17 protein-coding genes are annotated in these 15,847 nt (G+C 69.5%); 8 read left to right on the top strand and 9 right to left on the bottom strand.

Annotated elements, in window-relative coordinates; all coding sequences use genetic code 11:
- Positions 1 to 10: 10 nt before the first annotated feature.
- On the top strand, positions 11 to 232 hold the full coding sequence (locus H4W80_RS37750) for a hypothetical protein (protein ID WP_185069927.1): 222 nt from the start codon (positions 11 to 13) through the stop codon (positions 230 to 232).
- Here H4W80_RS37750 and H4W80_RS37755 read toward each other — a convergent pair.
- The 6 genes from H4W80_RS37755 to H4W80_RS37780 form a co-directional block, all read right to left on the bottom strand.
- Positions 225 to 1,049 carry an NAD(P)H-binding protein gene (locus tag H4W80_RS37755; protein ID WP_192789429.1) on the bottom strand — a complete coding sequence of 275 codons (825 nt, stop codon included), beginning with the start codon at positions 1,047 to 1,049 and terminating at the stop codon, positions 225 to 227. The two genes, H4W80_RS37750 and H4W80_RS37755, sit on opposite strands and share 8 nt — an antisense overlap.
- Positions 1,050 to 1,078: 29 nt before the next feature.
- Positions 1,079 to 1,957, bottom strand: coding sequence for a Rieske (2Fe-2S) protein (locus tag H4W80_RS37760; RefSeq protein ID WP_192789430.1), 879 nt, complete (start codon positions 1,955 to 1,957; stop codon positions 1,079 to 1,081).
- A 63-nt stretch (positions 1,958 to 2,020) separates the two neighbouring features.
- Positions 2,021 to 2,632: an HD domain-containing protein gene (locus tag H4W80_RS37765; protein ID WP_192789431.1), complete on the bottom strand. Its 612-nt coding sequence runs from the start codon at positions 2,630 to 2,632 to the stop codon at positions 2,021 to 2,023.
- A gap of 1 nt (position 2,633) precedes the next feature.
- On the bottom strand, positions 2,634 to 4,922 hold the full coding sequence (locus tag H4W80_RS37770; RefSeq protein ID WP_192789432.1) for a molybdopterin-dependent oxidoreductase: 2,289 nt from the start codon (positions 4,920 to 4,922) through the stop codon (positions 2,634 to 2,636).
- A gap of 124 nt (positions 4,923 to 5,046) precedes the next feature.
- Complete coding sequence (locus H4W80_RS37775; protein ID WP_192789433.1) at positions 5,047 to 5,694, bottom strand: hypothetical protein; 648 nt, start codon at positions 5,692 to 5,694, stop codon at positions 5,047 to 5,049.
- Position 5,695: 1 nt separating this feature from the next.
- Positions 5,696 to 5,854, bottom strand: a complete 159-nt coding sequence (locus H4W80_RS37780; RefSeq protein ID WP_192789434.1) for a hypothetical protein — start codon at positions 5,852 to 5,854, stop codon at positions 5,696 to 5,698.
- Positions 5,855 to 6,562: 708 nt separating this feature from the next.
- On the opposite strand from H4W80_RS37780, the gene H4W80_RS37785 reads away from it, so the two are divergent.
- Positions 6,563 to 7,426, top strand: a complete 864-nt coding sequence (locus H4W80_RS37785; protein ID WP_192789435.1) for a helix-turn-helix domain-containing protein — start codon at positions 6,563 to 6,565, stop codon at positions 7,424 to 7,426.
- 53 nt (positions 7,427 to 7,479) lie between these two features.
- Positions 7,480 to 7,704: a DUF397 domain-containing protein gene (locus H4W80_RS37790; protein WP_192789436.1), complete on the top strand. Its 225-nt coding sequence runs from the start codon at positions 7,480 to 7,482 to the stop codon at positions 7,702 to 7,704.
- Positions 7,705 to 7,842: 138 nt separating this feature from the next.
- On the opposite strand, the gene H4W80_RS37795 is transcribed toward H4W80_RS37790, so the two are convergent.
- Both H4W80_RS37795 and H4W80_RS37800 read right to left on the bottom strand, forming a co-directional pair.
- Positions 7,843 to 8,556 (bottom strand): DUF6082 family protein, encoded by a 714-nt coding sequence (locus H4W80_RS37795; protein ID WP_192789437.1) that lies wholly within the window; start codon positions 8,554 to 8,556, stop codon positions 7,843 to 7,845.
- 60 nt (positions 8,557 to 8,616) lie between these two features.
- Positions 8,617 to 10,002, bottom strand: a complete 1,386-nt coding sequence (locus tag H4W80_RS37800) for an MFS transporter (protein WP_318787248.1) — start codon at positions 10,000 to 10,002, stop codon at positions 8,617 to 8,619.
- A gap of 130 nt (positions 10,003 to 10,132) precedes the next feature.
- Here H4W80_RS37800 and H4W80_RS37805 point away from each other — a divergent pair, with 130 nt between their 5' ends.
- The 4 genes from H4W80_RS37805 (at position 10,133) to H4W80_RS37820 (ending at position 14,649) form a co-directional block, all read left to right on the top strand.
- Positions 10,133 to 10,963, top strand: coding sequence for a helix-turn-helix transcriptional regulator (locus tag H4W80_RS37805; RefSeq protein WP_378526196.1), 831 nt, complete (start codon positions 10,133 to 10,135; stop codon positions 10,961 to 10,963).
- Positions 10,964 to 11,023: 60 nt separating this feature from the next.
- The gene (locus tag H4W80_RS37810; RefSeq protein ID WP_192789440.1) at positions 11,024 to 12,097 is read left to right on the top strand and encodes a CapA family protein; all 1,074 of its coding nucleotides are present in this window, start codon (positions 11,024 to 11,026) and stop codon (positions 12,095 to 12,097) included.
- A gap of 42 nt (positions 12,098 to 12,139) precedes the next feature.
- Entirely contained in the window at positions 12,140 to 13,963 is a 1,824-nt protein-coding gene (locus tag H4W80_RS37815) for an SDR family oxidoreductase (protein ID WP_192789441.1), read from the top strand.
- 122 nt (positions 13,964 to 14,085) lie between these two features.
- Complete coding sequence (locus H4W80_RS37820) at positions 14,086 to 14,649, top strand: TetR/AcrR family transcriptional regulator (protein WP_192793982.1); 564 nt, start codon at positions 14,086 to 14,088, stop codon at positions 14,647 to 14,649.
- A 148-nt stretch (positions 14,650 to 14,797) separates the two neighbouring features.
- Here H4W80_RS37820 and H4W80_RS37825 read toward each other — a convergent pair whose 3' ends face one another.
- Positions 14,798 to 15,121, bottom strand: coding sequence for a hypothetical protein (locus H4W80_RS37825; RefSeq protein WP_192789442.1), 324 nt, complete (start codon positions 15,119 to 15,121; stop codon positions 14,798 to 14,800).
- A 239-nt stretch (positions 15,122 to 15,360) separates the two neighbouring features.
- On the opposite strand from H4W80_RS37825, the gene H4W80_RS37830 reads away from it, so the two are divergent.
- Positions 15,361 to 15,819, top strand: coding sequence for a tetratricopeptide repeat protein (locus H4W80_RS37830; RefSeq protein WP_225963876.1), 459 nt, complete (start codon positions 15,361 to 15,363; stop codon positions 15,817 to 15,819).
- Positions 15,820 to 15,847: the final 28 nt, after the last annotated feature.

Below are 15,847 nucleotides of genomic sequence, written 5' to 3' on the forward strand. Positions count from 1 at the left end.
GAATTAGTACATGAAGGGCGACTGGGTAGAGATCGTCATCGATGCCGGAGGCACCCCGCGTACGTACGAGATCAGGGCCACTCGCGCCGGGCGGCGGGTCGACGTGACCACGAGGCGGGGGCTCGTCGAGGTGAGCGAGGTCACCCGCAGCGGCACGCCGGTGCGGACGGCCAGGTTCATGTCCAGCCGCATCCTGGCCCTCGTGGAGCACCCCGCGGACGAGGTCAGCTGAAGTCGGCCACGTGATCCTCCGCCCACTGGCCGAATGTCAGCGCGGGCCTGCCGAGCAGCCGCTCCACGGTGTCGGTGGGCTGCTCGGGAGCCGTCACGAAGCTCGCCCACGCCTTCAGCGCGCTCTCGACGAAGGCCGCGTCCCCCCAGGCGGCCATGAGCTGCTCGCGGGCCTCCTCCGGCGGCTGCTCCTCCCAGCGCACCTCGCGCCCGGTCGCCGCGCCGATCACGCGCACCTGCTCCGCCTGGGTGAGCAGCTCGGGGCCGGTCAGCACGTACGTGGCGCCGTTGTGGCCCGCCGAGGTGAGCACGTGCGTGGCCACGGCCGCGATGTCCCGCTCGTGGATCAGGGACCTCGAAGCCTGCCCGTACGGCCAGCGCACCACGCCCTGCCTGATCTGCCCGGCCCAGCCCAGCGTGTTCGTCGCGAAGCCGCCGGGCCGCAGGAACGTCCACCCCAGCCCCGAGTTCCGGATCAGCCGCTCGACCTCGTGGTAGTGCGTCACCGGCTCGTCCGCCACGTTGGCCGACAGGTAGACCACCCGCCGCGCGTGCTCCGCGACGGCCGTGACCACCTCCGCGGCGCCGTCCGCGGTGAAACGCGGCCACAGCAGGAACACGCTCTCCACGCCTTTCAGCGCGGGCTCCAGCGTCCTGGGCGCGGACAGGTCGCCGCGCACCACCTCCACGCGCTCGGGCAGCCTCGCCCGCCCCGGGTCCCTGACGAGGGCCCGCACCTCCAGCCCCGCTCCCGCGAGCTGGGACACCACATGCCTGCCAACATTGCCGGTCGCGCCGGTCACCAGAATCGTGCTCATGGGGCCGACGGTAGAACCTCAAGCGAACTTCAGGTCAACCCCGGCCGCACCTGGAGCGTGCCGTCACGACGGATCCGCGTCTCGAACATGGGCGCGGGGGCGGTCGCCGGACCGTGCCGCACCGAGCCGTCGGCCAGCCTGAACGTGCTGCCGTGCCACGGGCAGACCACGCACGCCTCGCCGTTCTCCATGACCAGCCTGCCCTGGTGCAGCGGGCCGGCCAGGTGCGGGCAGCGGTCGGCGAGCACGGTGACGGCCTCGCCCTGGCGCAGCACGAAGAGCTGGATGTAGCCGAGCCGCCGCGCGACGGGCCGGCCCTCCGGCAGGTCCCTGAGCAGGCACAGGTCGTGCCAGCCCAGCGGCACCAGGTGGGCGATCTGCGGGGCGTGGTTGGCCCCGGCCGCCTGCCGGTAGGCCATGTGGCCGCCGAGATAGCCGCCGAGCCCGGCCAGGCCGAGCCCGGCCAGGGTCAGGGTGCGGCCCAGCTGCTCGCGCCCGCGTACCCGGGCCAGCAAGGAGCCGGAGAACAGGCCCAGCGCGGCCACGTTCGACACCATGTGGACGAAGCCCACGCGCTGCTGCTCGCGGTGGAGAGAGGACCAGTCGGTCAGCCCGGCCGCCGCCGTGGGCAGCGCGTTGGCGATGCCCGTGGCCAGCAGCACGCGCGAGGCCCGCGGGTCGCCGTCGGTCAGGTCCAGCACCGCCGCCGACAGCCAGCAGCCCAGGCTGACCGTGGCCAGCGGCGGGTGCAGCGGCTTGCCCGTGGGCACGCCGTGCAGCAGGTCACGCAGCCGGCCGGGGCGGATGCGCTGGCGTACGGTCTTGGCCAGCACTCTGATCGGCGTGTCCAGGGCCTTGGACTTCTCCAGCCGGTCGGCGAGAGCAACCGGCCCGGCCAAACCCCGCAACGGCCGACGTTTCGCTCGCACTTCCTCTTTCACGACAAGTCCCCTACCCCGCCCATGTGGGGATCACTCGGACAGGTGTCCCCTGGCCACCGAGAGTTCGACCAGCTCCAGCGCGTACGCGCCGAGGGACGGCGAACCCTCCTCGATGATCCGCACTTTCTCCCTGACCTGCGCGGCCTTGACCTTGAACAGCGGCCACGTGCCACCTTCGGTGAGGTGGTTGGCGAGGATCGGGGAGAAACGGTCGAGCGCCTTGGCGAACCTGGCCTCCGGCGTCTTCCTGGCCTCGAACTCGTCCCACAGCTCCCGCAGCCACTGCCCCTGGTCGGCGGGCAGCAGGCCGAAGATGCGGTCGGCGGCGGCGCGCTCGGCGCCGGCCTGCGCGGCCACCTCCACGGGGTCATAGATGAACGTGTCGCCGGCGTCGATCTCGACCAGGTCGTGCACGAGCAACATGGCCACCACCCGTTGGAGGTCCGTTCCAGGTGGGGCATGCTCGCCGAGGATCATCGCCAACGTGCCCACGTACCAGGAGTGCTCGGCGGTGTTCTCCCGCCGCGAGCCGTCCATCAAATGGTTGCGGCGGATGATCCGCTTCAACTTGTCGATCTCGATGGCGAAGGCGATCTGGGCGTTCAGGCGGTCCTCTTCTGGCGCGATAGTCACGCGCGACACCCTATTGTGCGGTGATCACCCCGGTTGGTGAAATCGTGACCGGAACTCCGTTGAACACTGCGTTACCACTCAGTACGTCGATGGTGGATTCGTCCGTGAGCGTGTTGACGCTGACCCCCGCGTGCTCGGCCGCCACGCTCTGTGAGCTGCCCGCGTGGCCCCAGCCGTGCGGCAGGCTGACCACGCCCGGCATGATCGTGTCGGTGGGTTCGAGCGGCACCGTGAGCTGCCCCTTCGCGGAGCGGACCACCGCCTCGCCGTCGAGCCCGAGCCTGGTCACGTCGGCCGGGTTGATCTGCAGGGTGCAGGTGTTGCTGCCGCCGACCAGCGGGCCCACGTTGTGCAGCCAGCTGTTGTTGGAGCGCAGGTGGCGCCGCCCGATCAGGACGATCTCCGGCGGGTCCTCCTCCAGCCTGCCGCGCAGCCGTTCCACGTCCTCGATGATCTGCGGCGGCGCCAGCTCGATCAGGCCCGAGGCCGTCTTCAGCACCTCGCCGAGCCGGGGCTCCAGCGGGCCGAGGTCCAGGCCGTGCGGGTGGTCGAGCAGCTTGCGCAGCGACAGGTCGCCCTTGCCGGCCCACTCGCCGTAGGGGCCGAGCTTGAGCATGAGGTCCAGCCGGCGCTCGCCGCCCGTCTCGCCCTCCAGCTCGGCGCGCAGCCCGGCCACGTCCCGCCCCTCGACCCCGGAGCCGGGCGTCTCGGTGGCCTTGCGCAGCATCTCGCCGATCACGAACTCGTCCAGGTCCCCCTCCAGGCCCGAGGCGATCATGGCCAGCCTGGCCAGGATCTGGGCCTCGGAGGGCCGCCCGTCCAGCGGCAGCAGCGGCGGCGAGTAGCGGGCGTAGTTGCGGACCGCGAACCCGAGCAGCGCGAAGTCGTAGTGGCCCGACTGCAGCATCCGCGGCGGCGGGAGGATGACGTTCGCGTGCCTGGTGGTCTCGTTGAGGTACGGGTCCACGCTCACCATGAAGTCGAGCCGCCCGAAGGCCGCGTCGAGCCTGGCCCCGTGGGGCGCCGACAGCACGGGGTTGCCCGCCACCGTGATCAGGAACGTGACCTGCCCCTCGCCGGGCGTCTCGATCTCGTCGGCGAGCGTGGCCACCGGCAGCTCGCCGTTGCTCTCCGGCAACCCTCTGACGCGGCTCCTCCACCTGCCCACCTGGTACGGCCGCGTGTTCATGGCCTCACTTCGTGAGGCGGGCTCGGTCGCCCGGATGCCGCCGCCTTCCCCCGCTCTGGTCGCTTCGCTCCCGCCGCTCCTCCAGGCGGCGGCACTCCCTCGCCGCGCGCCGAACTCGGTCGCGGGCTTGGGGAACATGGCGCCGCCCGGCCGGTCGAGGTTGCCGGTGAGCACGTTGAGGACGTCCACGAGCCACTGCGCCAGCGTGCCGAACTCGGCCGTGCAGGTGCCGATCCTGGCGTAGACGGCGGCCGTACGGGCTCCCGCCAGCTCCCTGGCCAGCCGCACGATCACCTCGGCGGGCACGCCGGTGCGCCCGGAGACCGCCTCCGGCGGGAAGTGCTTGGCCGCCTCGCGCACCTCGGCGACCCCGTTGACCTGGTGCGACAGTGTCACGAGGTCCTCGGCGAACAACGTGTGGACGATCCCGAACAGCAAGTAGGCGTCCGTCCCCGGGCGGACGAAGACGTGCTCGTCGGCCAGCGCGGCGGTGCGCGTACGCCGCGGGTCGACCACGACGAGCCGGCCGCCGCGGCCGCGCAGGGCCTTCAGCCGCCCGGGGAAGTCCGGCGCCGTGCAGAGCGAGCCGTTGGACTCCAGCGGGTTGGCCCCGAGCATCAGCAGGTAGTCGGTCCTGTCCAGGTCGGGGACCGGGATGGCCAGCGGGTGCCCGAACATGAGCCCGCTCGCGACGTGCTTGGGCATCTGGTCGGCGGTGCTGGCGGAGTAGACGTTGCGGGTGCCGAGCGCCTTGATCAGGGGCGCGCCGTACAGGGCGCCCGCCATGCTGTGGGCGTTCGGGTTGCCGAGGTAGATCGCGGCGGACCGGCGGTCGGCGACCCGGTCGAGGCCCTCCTTGACGGCGGCGAACGCCTCCTCCCAGCCGACCTCGCGCCACAGGTCGCCCTCCCTGATCAGCGGCTTGCGCAGCCGGTCGGGGTCCTCGTCGAGCCGGCCGAGGCTGGCCCCCTTCGGGCAGATGAACCCCTTGCTGAACGGATCGTCCTTGTCACCGCGGACGCTGGTCACGTGCCCGCCCTCGTCGAGGGTGAGCGTCAGGCCGCAGACGGCCTCGCAGAGGGGACAGGTCCGGTGGACGGTCGACGTCATCACGACTCCTGAGTTCGCCAGCTGAACTCATCTTGGCCCGTACCGCGCGCATGGGGAAGCCCCGGAGCCCCCGCGGTCTCCGGGGCTTCCCACCCGGGGAAATGTCCCGGATTCCCCCAGGTCCTCAGCCCGCCTTCGCCAGCGCGACCGGTGCGCGCAGATCAGGCGGCTCCTCGAGGTCGGGTCTCAGCGAGATCCAGGCCCGTCTGCCGTACAGCCGGTCGAGTCCGGGAGAGGTCGCCCCCGGGACCTCGTCGCGCCTGACGATCTCCACGATCACGAACTGCGCCCGGCGCCGGTGCCGGTAGACGTTCGCGCTCCTGGCCCAGCAGGCGGCCGCGATCTCCTCGCTGTACGCCTCGAACTCCTCGGCCGAGATGCCGGCCCTGGTCATGATCAGGGCCTTCTCGCCCGTGGTGGTCGGCGTGATCCAGAGCACCAGCGGGATCCGCCCGGCCCTGGTGTGCATCGTGGTCTCCAGGCAGACCCGGTGCAGGCGGTGCCTGGAGACCACGCACCAGAAGTGCGCGCTCACCCAGTTGCGCCCGCTTCTGGTGGCGGCCGGCACCGAGACGGCGCTCGTCAGCAGGACGAACGGCCACCACCGGCCCTCCTGGGTGGCCTCCAGCAGGGTGAGCGTGAGCAGCGCCAGCGCGGCGAGCAGCATCAGCTCGGTACGGATCCGCCACAGCCTGACCAGCGGCCCGCCGCGCCCGGCGCCGGGAAGGTCCTCGTTGGCGGGGTAGATCTGGTTGCGCGGGTTCCTCGGCACGTCAGGACACCTCCTCGGTCACGCGGTGTGGCACGCTGAGCTGGTCGAAGCGTGGGTCGCGGTAGCGACGCGAGCCGAACCCGGTCCTGCTCACGGTCCATCCGACGTGGTGGGCGAACTCGTCGGGCTCCATGCAGATCTCGCGATCGGCCCAAGCCATAAGCTCTCGGATCCGGCACTTGATTCGGGCGAGTCCCTTGGTACCTTGTGAGTACATGAGAAGACCCCTTTCGCGGCATTTTCAGAGGTGGCTTCTTCGCCGGACCGACGGCTGATGACCGGTCTCGCCGCAGGGTGGCAGCCCGAATGCGGCGCGCTGGTGGTCAGCCGCGGCCCGGTTTTTTCCAGGCTCGAATGAGCGGACTCTCGCTGAGTTCTTCAGGCGATTCCGAAGTCCTTCCGGCAAGTGGCCTCCCTGGGGCGGAGTTTCGTATCCGGGGCGGCGACGTTGCCGGAGAGGCGACCCGGGCGGGGCCGCGCGATCGAGGGCGGAAGGTTCAGTGCGTACGGCCGTGTCGTCATGTCCGGCCTCCTCACACTCGAGAACCCTCCTGTAACCGATCGTCCCCCGAGGTCCTCGATGCTGCAAGGCATTCAGCAAGGGAAGATTTAATTTTCTTCACGATTGCTGTGCAACTTGCACCGGAACTGTCGTGCCGACCCCCTGGCAGGAGAAGTTCCGCCCGCATCCCACCCCTACGTGGAGTTTGTCTTGCCCCTAGGCTCTCCCCGTGAAAGCCTTCTGGCAAGGCTGTGCGACAGGCCGCGTGCAACTTGCAGTGTAAGATTGAGCGCGAACGGCCCCAGAAAGCCGGGCCCAAACGCCCCCTTCCCGCTACACCTTCATTCCCGACAAGGAGAGTGGACGGTGCCATCGCAGCAGGGCAGTCCGACAGTACGCAGGCTCCGGCTGGGCCAGGAGCTGCGCCTTCTCCGGGAGCGACGATCGCTCACCGGTGCCAGAGCGGCCAAGGAGCTCGGCTGGTCCGCCAGCAAGGTCAGCCGCATCGAGGCGGCCAAGACCATGCCGAGCGCCGACGACATCAAGGCCATGGCGGGGCTCTACCATCTCGATGGGCCGAAACTTGACGAGCTCTTCGGCCTGTTGCGGGACGCGGAGCAGCGCGGGTGGTGGGAAGATTACGAAGACGCCCTGCCTGAGGAGTACACAAGATTCCTCGGGCTGGAGGCAGAGGCCACGCACCAGCGCAACTGGGAACCCCAGGTCGTGCCCGGCCTGCTGCAGACCGAGGACTACGCCAGAGAAGTGATCCTGGCGACTCGCGGCATCGCGCGCATCACGCACAGCGGTGTCAGGAGCCGGGTCGAGGCCCGGCTGGACAGACAGCAACGTGTGCTTCACAGGGCCGACGCGTGCATTCTCAATGTGGTGCTCGACGAGTCGGCGCTTACGCGGAAGTTCGGTGAGCCGGCGGTGATGCGTGAGCAGATGGAGCATCTTCTGGAGGTCTCACTTCTGCCGCACGTCAGTGTCCAAGTCCTCACCATGGACTCGCTTCATCCGGTTAACACCGGTGCGTTTATCCATCTGAAGTTTTCCGCATTTGATGATGTTGTATACCTGGAACAGCTGTATACTGCTCACTTCGTCGAAGACCTCGAACGAGTAGCTGGATACGAGACGGCCTTCGACCACATCCGGTCGGAAGCCTTGGATGAGGACGAATCACGAGTCCTTATACAACGTAAAGCTATGCTTTGGCGACGTTGACGATGAAACTCCAAAGGGGGCAATGGGGCCCCTTTTGCGCATTTGGGGAGAAAATGTACATCCACACTACGACGGCAGCCTGGCGGAAGAGCACCTTCTGCAACGGTGCGGCGACGTGCGTTGAGGTTGCCCCCTTGGCCGACGGCAACGTCGCGCTGAGGGACAGCAAGGAGCAGGACGGGCCCGTCCTGGTCTTCACTCCGGCCGAGTGGGCCGCCTTCACGGCCGGCGTCCGCGAGGGCGAGTTCGACCTGACCGCCTTGGCGGCCGGCGCATGACGAACGGCCCTGCGGGTTGGTAGCAGCAACACTCAGGGCCGTTCGAGTGGAGGCGCGACCTCCGGAGACTTTCCAGCTCTCCCTGCAGGATCGAGCACGGAAGACCCGCACATCATGGCACACTCCCCGCCATGTTGATCAACCGGTGTCGCGCCTCTTTCTCCCCAAGATGAGCCAGGCGATCCCCGCCCCGACGACCGCCACCGCGGCGGCTGCGCCCACCGCGATCGGGCGGGGTGAGGAGCCTCGCACCGGCGTCTCCGCTGAGCCGCTCTGCTGCCACGCGAGGTCGATTATCGAGACGAATCGCTCGGCCTGCCGGCTTTTCGCCACCAGGCGCCGGTGCTCGCGGGTGCCCTCCCAGAAATTCTTCCCGGCCTGCGTGCCGAAGAATTCCGCGCGCGCGTATTGCACCAGGACGGACTCCGGCATCTCGCCCGTGATGAAAAGCATCTCCCAGTAGGACAGCAACAAATTGAGATAGACGTGCACCTGAGGATCGAGCCCGGTTCGGGGGATGCCGAGCCCGCGGCTCAGCGCAGGATTCTCTATCAGCAGCTGCATGAGCTGGAAATGATGGGAACGTTCCGCGTCCTGGCGGGAAAATCGCATTTCTCTGGCCTGCAGAAAAAGAGACAGGCCGATGGCCACGAGCGCGAAGGCGGAGAGCACCGCGGACGCCGCCCCGTATGTCTGGCCGATGTCACTCAATTGCTGCCATCGCGAGCCCGCGGGCACGAGGAGGTCCAGCAGAAGAGGCGAGAGCAGCGTCGCGGCGGCGCAGGCCAGCGCGATCAGGATCAGCAGTAACGCCAGGAAGCGTGACGTGCGCTGTTGGTCACGGGGGGCCATGCGCCTACGGTGACACGCGAACGGCCCGCGTCCCAGAAGGACGCGGGCCGCCGGAAGCACTCAGGCGCGGGCCGGCACGCGGCGTCGTACGAGGAAGAGCGAGCTCAGCCCCGCGACCACGGCGAGGCCCGCCATGGCGATGGAGGAGACCAGCGAGGCGGACACCGTGCCGTGGCCCTGGCTCAGCGTGATGAACAGCGTTCCGACCGTGGAGACGCCGATCACCTGGCCGAGCTGCATCACGGTGAGCAGCGCGCCGCTCGCGTCCGCCGCGTAGGCGTCGTCGACCTGCTCGGTCGCCATGTTCGTCACCGCGACCTGCACGCCGAGCCCGGCGCCGACGAGGGCGCTCATGACCGCGTACGGGAGGCCGCCGCCGGCGGCGAGGCCCAGTCCGAGGTAGGCGGGCGCGGCCACCACGTAGCCGAAGGGCACCAGCGGGCGCTGCAGGCGGAGCGGCAGGCGCGGCCAGAGGAGCCCGACGAGGCCGAAGGCCAGCGCGCACGGCACCAGCATCATGCCGGAGGCCAGCGGCGTCAGGTGCAGCTCACCCTGCAGGTGCAGGGCCGAGGTGAACAGGAACGCGCCCCAGGTCGCCGGGCCGAACAGCAGGATCGCCAGCCCCGGCCGCATGCCGGGCGCGCGCAGCACCCGCGCGTCCACCAGGGGACGCCCGCCGCGGGCCGTCACCCAGCGCTCGATGCGGACGAACGCGAAGAACGTCACCACGCTCAGCGCCATCGAGATCCAGCCCCACGCCGGCCAGCCGAGCTCGCGGCCCAGGACCAGCGGCACGACGAGCAGGAGCACGGCCGCGGACAGGGACACCAGGCCCCACGGGTCGAGGCCCGTCCGGCCTCCGCCCTGGTCGGCGGGCAGCACCTTCATCCCGGCCGCCAGCAGCAGCGCGCCGATCGGCACCAGCACCAGGAACACCACGCGCCAGCCCGCGCCGAGGCCCAGCAGGATCCCGCCGAAAGCCTGGCCGATCACGATGCCACCGCTGATCACCAGCGACCACAGACCCATCGCCCGGCCTCGGGCCGCGCCGTGGTAGTTGCGCTGGATCAACGTCAGGACCTGCGGCATCATCATCGCCGCCCCGGCGCCCTGCAGCAGGCGGGCGGCCACCAGCCAGCCCGTCGAGGGCGCCAGGCCCGCGCCGAGCGTGGTCACCGTGAACAGCGCCAGCCCGCCCAAGAACGCGTTGCGGTAGCCGAACAGGTCGCCGACCCTGGCTCCGGTGATCAACAGGACGGCATAGACAATGGTGTATCCGGCGACGATCATCTGCAGCCCGGCGCCTGAGGAGTGCAGGTCGGACTCGATGGTCGGGGTGGCCACGTTGACGATGTTGACGTTCAGGATGGCCAGGAACTGCCCCACGAGGATGATCGCAAGGAGCAGGCCGCTGGCCCGGGTCCCTTCCTGTGGTTTGGTGTCCACAGAGGGGGAAATAGCGGCAGTTTGCGTCATGTCTAGCAGTCTGCCGGGGATCCAGTACCAGTAACGAGAGCCCACTTATACTGGTATTGGTGGTAACTGGCTAAGCCGTCCCCATGGTGGAGATATGAGTGTGGCAGAGGCAAAGCGCGCCGACCTGTCGGCGTTCCTGCGTACGCGTCGCGAGCGGATCACCCCCGAGATGGTCGACCTCGCGCCGGGACCGCGCAGGCGGACGCCCGGCCTGCGGCGCGAGGAGGTCGCCCAGCTCGCGGGCGTCGGCGTGACCTGGTACACGTGGCTGGAGCAGGGCCGCCCGATCAACGCCAGCACCCAGGTGCTGGACGCGATCGCCCGTACGCTCAGGCTCGACGCCGCCGAGCGCCAGCACCTCTACCGGCTGGCGGGGCAGGCGCAGACCCCGGCCGACACCGACTCCGGCCAGGTGACGCCCGAGATGCGGCAGATCCTCGACCGGCTCGGCGACATGCCCGCCGTCGTGACCAACAGCCGGTGCGACGCCCTGGCCTGGAACGCCGCCTACGCCGCCCTGTTCCCCGAGATGGTCAGCGCGCCGGAGGGCGAGCGGAACTCGCTCTGGCACACCTGCCTCACCCCCACCGCCACGACCCTGCTGCTCAACCGCGACCAGGAGCTCGCGCGGGCCGTGGCGGTGTTCAGAGGCGCCTACAGCCGCCACGTGGACGACCCGTGCTGGCAGGACTTCGTACGCCGGCTCAGCTCGGAGAGCGCCGAGTTCGCGCGGTTGTGGGCCAGGCAGGACGTGGCGGAGCCGGGGCCGAGGGTGAAGCGGTTCAAGCACGTGGAGCTGGGGGAGCTGCGCTTCAGCACGACCAGCCTCACGGCCGTGGCCGAGATCCGGTTGGTCGTGTACACGCCGATGGACGACGCGACCCGGGAGGCGATGCGCACGTTGCTGGAGAAGGGGGAGCCTGCGCGGTAATCCGCCCTACATGGCATGCTCAATCCCTAAAAGACCGGATTCGAGCGGAAGTGGCGGCAGATGAGACTCCCCCGTGCCCTCCCGTTGTTCGCTGTCGCCGCGTCCTTGGTGGCCTGCTCATCGGCCCCCGAGAAAGTGCCGCAGAGCAAGCCGGCGGAGCAGCAGGTGGCCGAGTCGCCGACGGCCAAGCCCAAGCCGAAGCGGCAGCCGTTCACGATCTCTTTCGGTGGGGACGTGCACTTCGAGGGGATGCTGCGGGGACGGCTGGCCAGCCCGCGCACGGCGCTCGGGCCGATCGCGAGCGTGCTGCGCAAGTCCGACTTATCCATGGTGAACCTGGAGACGGCGATCACCACCGGCGGGACGCCCGCGCCGGGGAAGCAGTTCACCTTCCGGGCGCCGCCGACCGCCTTCACCGCGTTGAAGGCCGCCGGGGTCGACGTCGTCTCCATGGCCAACAACCACGGCATGGACTACATGGAGACCGGGCTGACGGACACGCTGGAGGCGATCAGGAGCAGCAAGTTCCCCGTGGTGGGGATCGGGAAGGACGCGGCGCAGGCGTACAAGCCGTTCCGCAGGACCGTGAACGGCAACCGCGTGGCCATCATCGGGGCCACGCAGGTGCTGGACGCGGAGTTCATCCAGTCGTGGACGGCCACCGCCGACCAGGGCGGACTGGCCTCGGCCAAGGACGAGGCCAGCCTGCTGCGGGCCGTGCGGCAGGCGCGGAAGAACTCCGACACCGTGATCGTCCACCTGCACTGGGGTACCGAGATGCAGAAGTGCCCGAACCCGGCGCAGCTCTCGCTGGCCCCCAAACTGGTCAAGGCGGGCGCCGATGTGGTGGTCGGCGGGCACGCGCACATCCTGCTCGGATCCGGGTACCTGGACAACGCGTACGTCAACTACGGCATGGGCAACTTCGTCTTCTACAACTCCACCCCCGGCACCACGGGCCGGACCGGCGTCCTGACGCTGACCATCAACGGACGGAAGGTGCTCAAGGACAGCTGGACCCCGGCCACCATCCAAGGGGGTGTGCCCGTCCCCATGACGGGGCCCGCGCGGACCCAGGCGGTCGCGGACTGGAAGGCGCTGCGCTCCTGCGCCGGGCTGGCCGCACGCCCCTGAGGGATCTAAGCTATTTGACGATCCGTCCAATAGGAGGTCGCGATGCGATGGGTCGAGTCCGGTGACGTGCGCCTGGCGGTCTTCGAGGAAGGCGACCCGGCGAACCCGACAGTGCTGCTCCTCCACGGCTACCCCGACACGCACCGCGTCTGGAACGAGGTGGCCACGCTCCTGCGCGACCGCTACCACGTCGTCCGGTACGACGTGCGCGGGGCGGGGGAGTCCACGGCGCCGCGCGACCGCCGCGACTACGGCTTCGACCACCTGGTCGCCGACCTCGGCGCGGTGATCGACGCCCAGGGTGCTTCTCGGGTGCATCTCGTGGGGCACGACTGGGGGTCGCTCCAGGGCTGGGAGGCTCTCGGGCGGGCCGGGCTCCGGGAACGGATCGCGTCCTTCACGAGCCTGGGCGGGCCGGGGCTGCGGCAGACCGCTCATTTCCTGCGGCACGGGCGGCGGCGGGACGTCGCGGTGCAGCGCATCAAGTCCTGGTATATCGGGGCATTTCAGGTTCCGGTGGTGCCGGAGCTGGCGTGGGGCTCGGTCATGCCGGGGGTCATCTCCCGTACGCTGCGGCGCGAGGGCATCTCGCCCCGGCCCGGGCATCCGGCGCCGACGCTGGCCAGGGACGGGCGCAACGGGCTCTGGATGTACCGGCGGAACATGGGCACGGACGGCGATCCGGGCGTCGGCGACGTGCCTGTGCAGATCATCGAGGCCACGCGGGACGCCTTCGTGACCCCGGCGCTGCTGGCGTCGATCGGGCAGTGGGTGCCCAGGCTCCGGCACCGCAAGGTGGCGGCCGGGCACTGGGCGCACCGGAGCCGTCCCGAGGTGGTGGCCCGCCTGATAGCCGAGTTCGCCCAGTCCGCCGAGCCCGCCCCCGCCGCGCCCACCACCTCAGCGACCTTCGCCGCCTCCAACGCGCCCGCCGCCGCTTCCGCTGCGTCCGCCGCCTCCAACGCCCCCGCCGCACCCGAGTCCGCCGCCGGGTCCGCTGTCTCCGCCACGTCCGCTGCCCCGGCCGTGCGATGGGAGCGGCGGGCCTTCGAGGGGCAGTTGGTGGTGGTCACCGGGGCGGGGTCCGGGATCGGGCTGGCGACGGCGCGGGCGTTCGCGGCCCATGGCGCCGAGGTGGTGTGCGCGGACATCGACGCCGACGCCGCGGGGCGGGCCGCCGACGCCATTGCCAAGGACCTCGGGGGTACGGGGCACGCCGCGCAGGTCGATGTATCGAATATCGACCAAATGGAAGATTTCTCGCGAAATATCATCGCTCAATATGGAGTGCCGGACATTGTGGTGAACAATGCCGGGATCGTCATCGCTGGGTCTTTTCTTGATCATACGGTGGACGACTGGCGCAGGACCATCGACGTCAATCTGTGGGGCGTCATCCACGGATGCCGGCTCTTCTGCGCCGCCATGGTCGAACGCGGCGAAGGCGGACACATCGTCAACGTCGCCTCTCTGGCCGCGTTCGCGCCGTCCCGGCTGCTGCCCGCGTACTCGGCCTCCAAGGCGGCCGTGAAGATGCTCAGCGACTGCCTCAGGGCCGAGCTGGCCGGGCATGGGATCGGGGTGAGCGCCGTCTGCCCGGGGTTCGTCTCGACGCCGATCGCGCGCAACGCCACGTACGTGGGCGCTGACCTGCGCGAGGAGGCCGTACGGGGCCTGGCGCGGCGCGGTTATCCCGCCGAGCGGGTGGCCGCCCACATTCTGCGGGCCGTGCATCGGAATCAGGCCGTCGTGCCGGTCAACCTGGAGGGGAAAATCGGGTATGCCCTTTCCAGGATTTCGCCTGGAACGATGCGCGCGCTCGCACGTTGGAGCGGAACCATAAGAAATCCAGGAATTGGCAGGTAACGATCGCCCATCCGGGAGAAGATGATTGCGTGTCCTCGCCGCAACTCGATGATGATTGTGCCCAGTCCAGAGCACTCAGGCGCCAGCCGGCTCAGCGCCGCAGCGCACGCCGCGTGGAGCGGATGCTCGACGCGTGCGCCGAGCTACTCGACGAGACCGGATACGAGGCCCTGTCCACCACTCGCATCGCCGAGCGGGCAGGGGTCGCGATCGGGTCGATCTACCAGTTCTTCCCCGACAAGCGGGCCGTCACGCAGGAGCTCACCCGGCGCAACGTCGAGGAGTTCGTGCGCAGGGTCGATCGCAGGTTCCTGACGGAGGAATATCGCGGCTGGTGGGAGGCCATCGACGCGATCATCGACGAGTACGTCGACATGCACAGGACGGTCCCCGGCTTCAAGAGCCTCCACTTCGGCGACGCCGTCGACCTCAACCTGCTCGACTCCGACTCCGACAACAACACCGTGATCGCGGGTCGGTTGCGGGGGTTGCTGCTCAAGGAGTTCGGGCTGGCCGACAGCCCGGAGCTCGACCTGGCCGTGCTGGTGGCGGTCGAGGCGGGCGACGCCGTGCTCAAGCTGGCCTTCCGCCGCGATCCCAAGGGCTCGCCGGAGATCGTCGACGCGGCCAAACAGCTGATCCGGGGCTTCCTGCTGCGCCAGCTGCGGTCCTGGCCGGTCCGCTAGGTCCTGGCCGGTCCGCTGGTCCGGCCTGAAGCTGGTCCGGCCTGAAGCTGGTCCGGCCCGCAGCTGGTCCGGCCCGCAGCTGGTCCGGCCCGCAGGCCTGGAGCTAATCGGCCTGAGGTCAGTCAGGCCAAGTCGATCCGGACTGGAGTCAGTCCGGTCTGAAGTCCGCCACTTCCTTGATCAGGCCCTCCAGCCAGGCAGGCACCCGCTTCCCGCGTTCGCCGAGGGCGATCGCGGGCACCTGCTGGAACCGCGGGGTGGCCGGCGTCCGCAGGCACGGTGACGACAGCGAGGCGGGACGGGCTTCCCTTGCCTCGCGGATATGCAACCTTGCCTCCAGGGCATGCAAGTTGCGCTCCGCGGATTCGATGGCCTCCAATCGGGCCGACAAATAGCCCGCCACACCGGGGACGAGGGCCGCCAGCACGACGACGCAGGCCAGCGTGAAGGTCATCTGCTTGGACACGCCCATCACAGCCCCCTTGCTCGCGTAAGCAGCAAAGCGACCCGTATATGCCCTGTCACCTGGGTGAACACGCTCAGAGTCAGCACTATTGGACGCGGCGTTACCGAATTTGTGACTGACCGGCGATGCGCATTGACCGGGCAAAGCGCCGACCGGCTCGGTAGTCTCGCGGTGTGGCGCATGTGACCCGTGAGCACCTTGATCGTCTGCTTGAGCAGGCCCTATTGGCCGACGACCACAGTTCCTTGGCCAGTCGGCTATACGACGTCGCCCTCGGCTATTCGTCGGGCGACGTCTCCAGGGCGTCCATCCTGGTCCTCGCTGCCGAAGAATGGCGGGCGGCAGGCCAGCCGGCGCGCGCTATGGAGTGTTTCCAGCGCGCGGTCGAGGACGGTGGCGAGGCGGGCTTCGACCCCCGCGCCGGCATCGCCGACACGCTCTTCGAACTCGACCGGCCCGATGAGGCCAGGGAGGTCATCGAGACGATACGCGCGGAGGGCGGCGTCTCCACGGCGACCGCTCACACGATCGCCGAGACGCTGGTCGCCTACGGGGACCTCCAGGGAGGGCTCGAATGGGCCACCCAGGCGGTCCTGGGATGCGACGAGAACGATCCGGAGCAGGGGGCGCTCCTGCGCACCCGCTACCGCATCCGGGTCGACCTCGGGCTCCCTGAGGACGAACTGGACGCCCTCGCCCGCTGACCACCCGACCCACCGGCCCACCCGGAGC

The sequence above is a fragment of the Nonomuraea angiospora genome (assembly GCF_014873145.1).
GTDB classification, from domain to species: Bacteria; Actinomycetota; Actinomycetes; order Streptosporangiales; family Streptosporangiaceae; genus Nonomuraea; species Nonomuraea angiospora.

Excerpts from the sequence above, each read along its gene's own strand:
- H4W80_RS37825 (WP_192789442.1), bottom strand. The coding sequence starts at position 15,121 with ATGGGCGTGTCCAAGCAGATGACCTTCACGCTGGCCTGCGTCGTCGTG.
- H4W80_RS37780 (WP_192789434.1), bottom strand. The coding sequence starts at position 5,854 with ATGGCTTGGGCCGATCGCGAGATCTGCATGGAGCCCGACGAGTTCGCC.
- H4W80_RS37810 (WP_192789440.1), top strand. The coding sequence starts at position 11,024 with ATGAGACTCCCCCGTGCCCTCCCGTTGTTCGCTGTCGCCGCGTCCTTG.
- H4W80_RS37820 (WP_192793982.1), top strand. The coding sequence starts at position 14,086 with ATGCTCGACGCGTGCGCCGAGCTACTCGACGAGACCGGATACGAGGCC.
- H4W80_RS37790 (WP_192789436.1), top strand. The coding sequence starts at position 7,480 with ATGTACATCCACACTACGACGGCAGCCTGGCGGAAGAGCACCTTCTGC.
- H4W80_RS37795 (WP_192789437.1), bottom strand. The coding sequence starts at position 8,556 with ATGGCCCCCCGTGACCAACAGCGCACGTCACGCTTCCTGGCGTTACTG.
- H4W80_RS37815 (WP_192789441.1), top strand. The coding sequence starts at position 12,140 with ATGCGATGGGTCGAGTCCGGTGACGTGCGCCTGGCGGTCTTCGAGGAA.
- H4W80_RS37770 (WP_192789432.1), bottom strand. The coding sequence starts at position 4,922 with ATGACGTCGACCGTCCACCGGACCTGTCCCCTCTGCGAGGCCGTCTGC.
- H4W80_RS37750 (WP_185069927.1), top strand. The coding sequence starts at position 11 with ATGAAGGGCGACTGGGTAGAGATCGTCATCGATGCCGGAGGCACCCCG.
- H4W80_RS37755 (WP_192789429.1), bottom strand. The coding sequence starts at position 1,049 with ATGAGCACGATTCTGGTGACCGGCGCGACCGGCAATGTTGGCAGGCAT.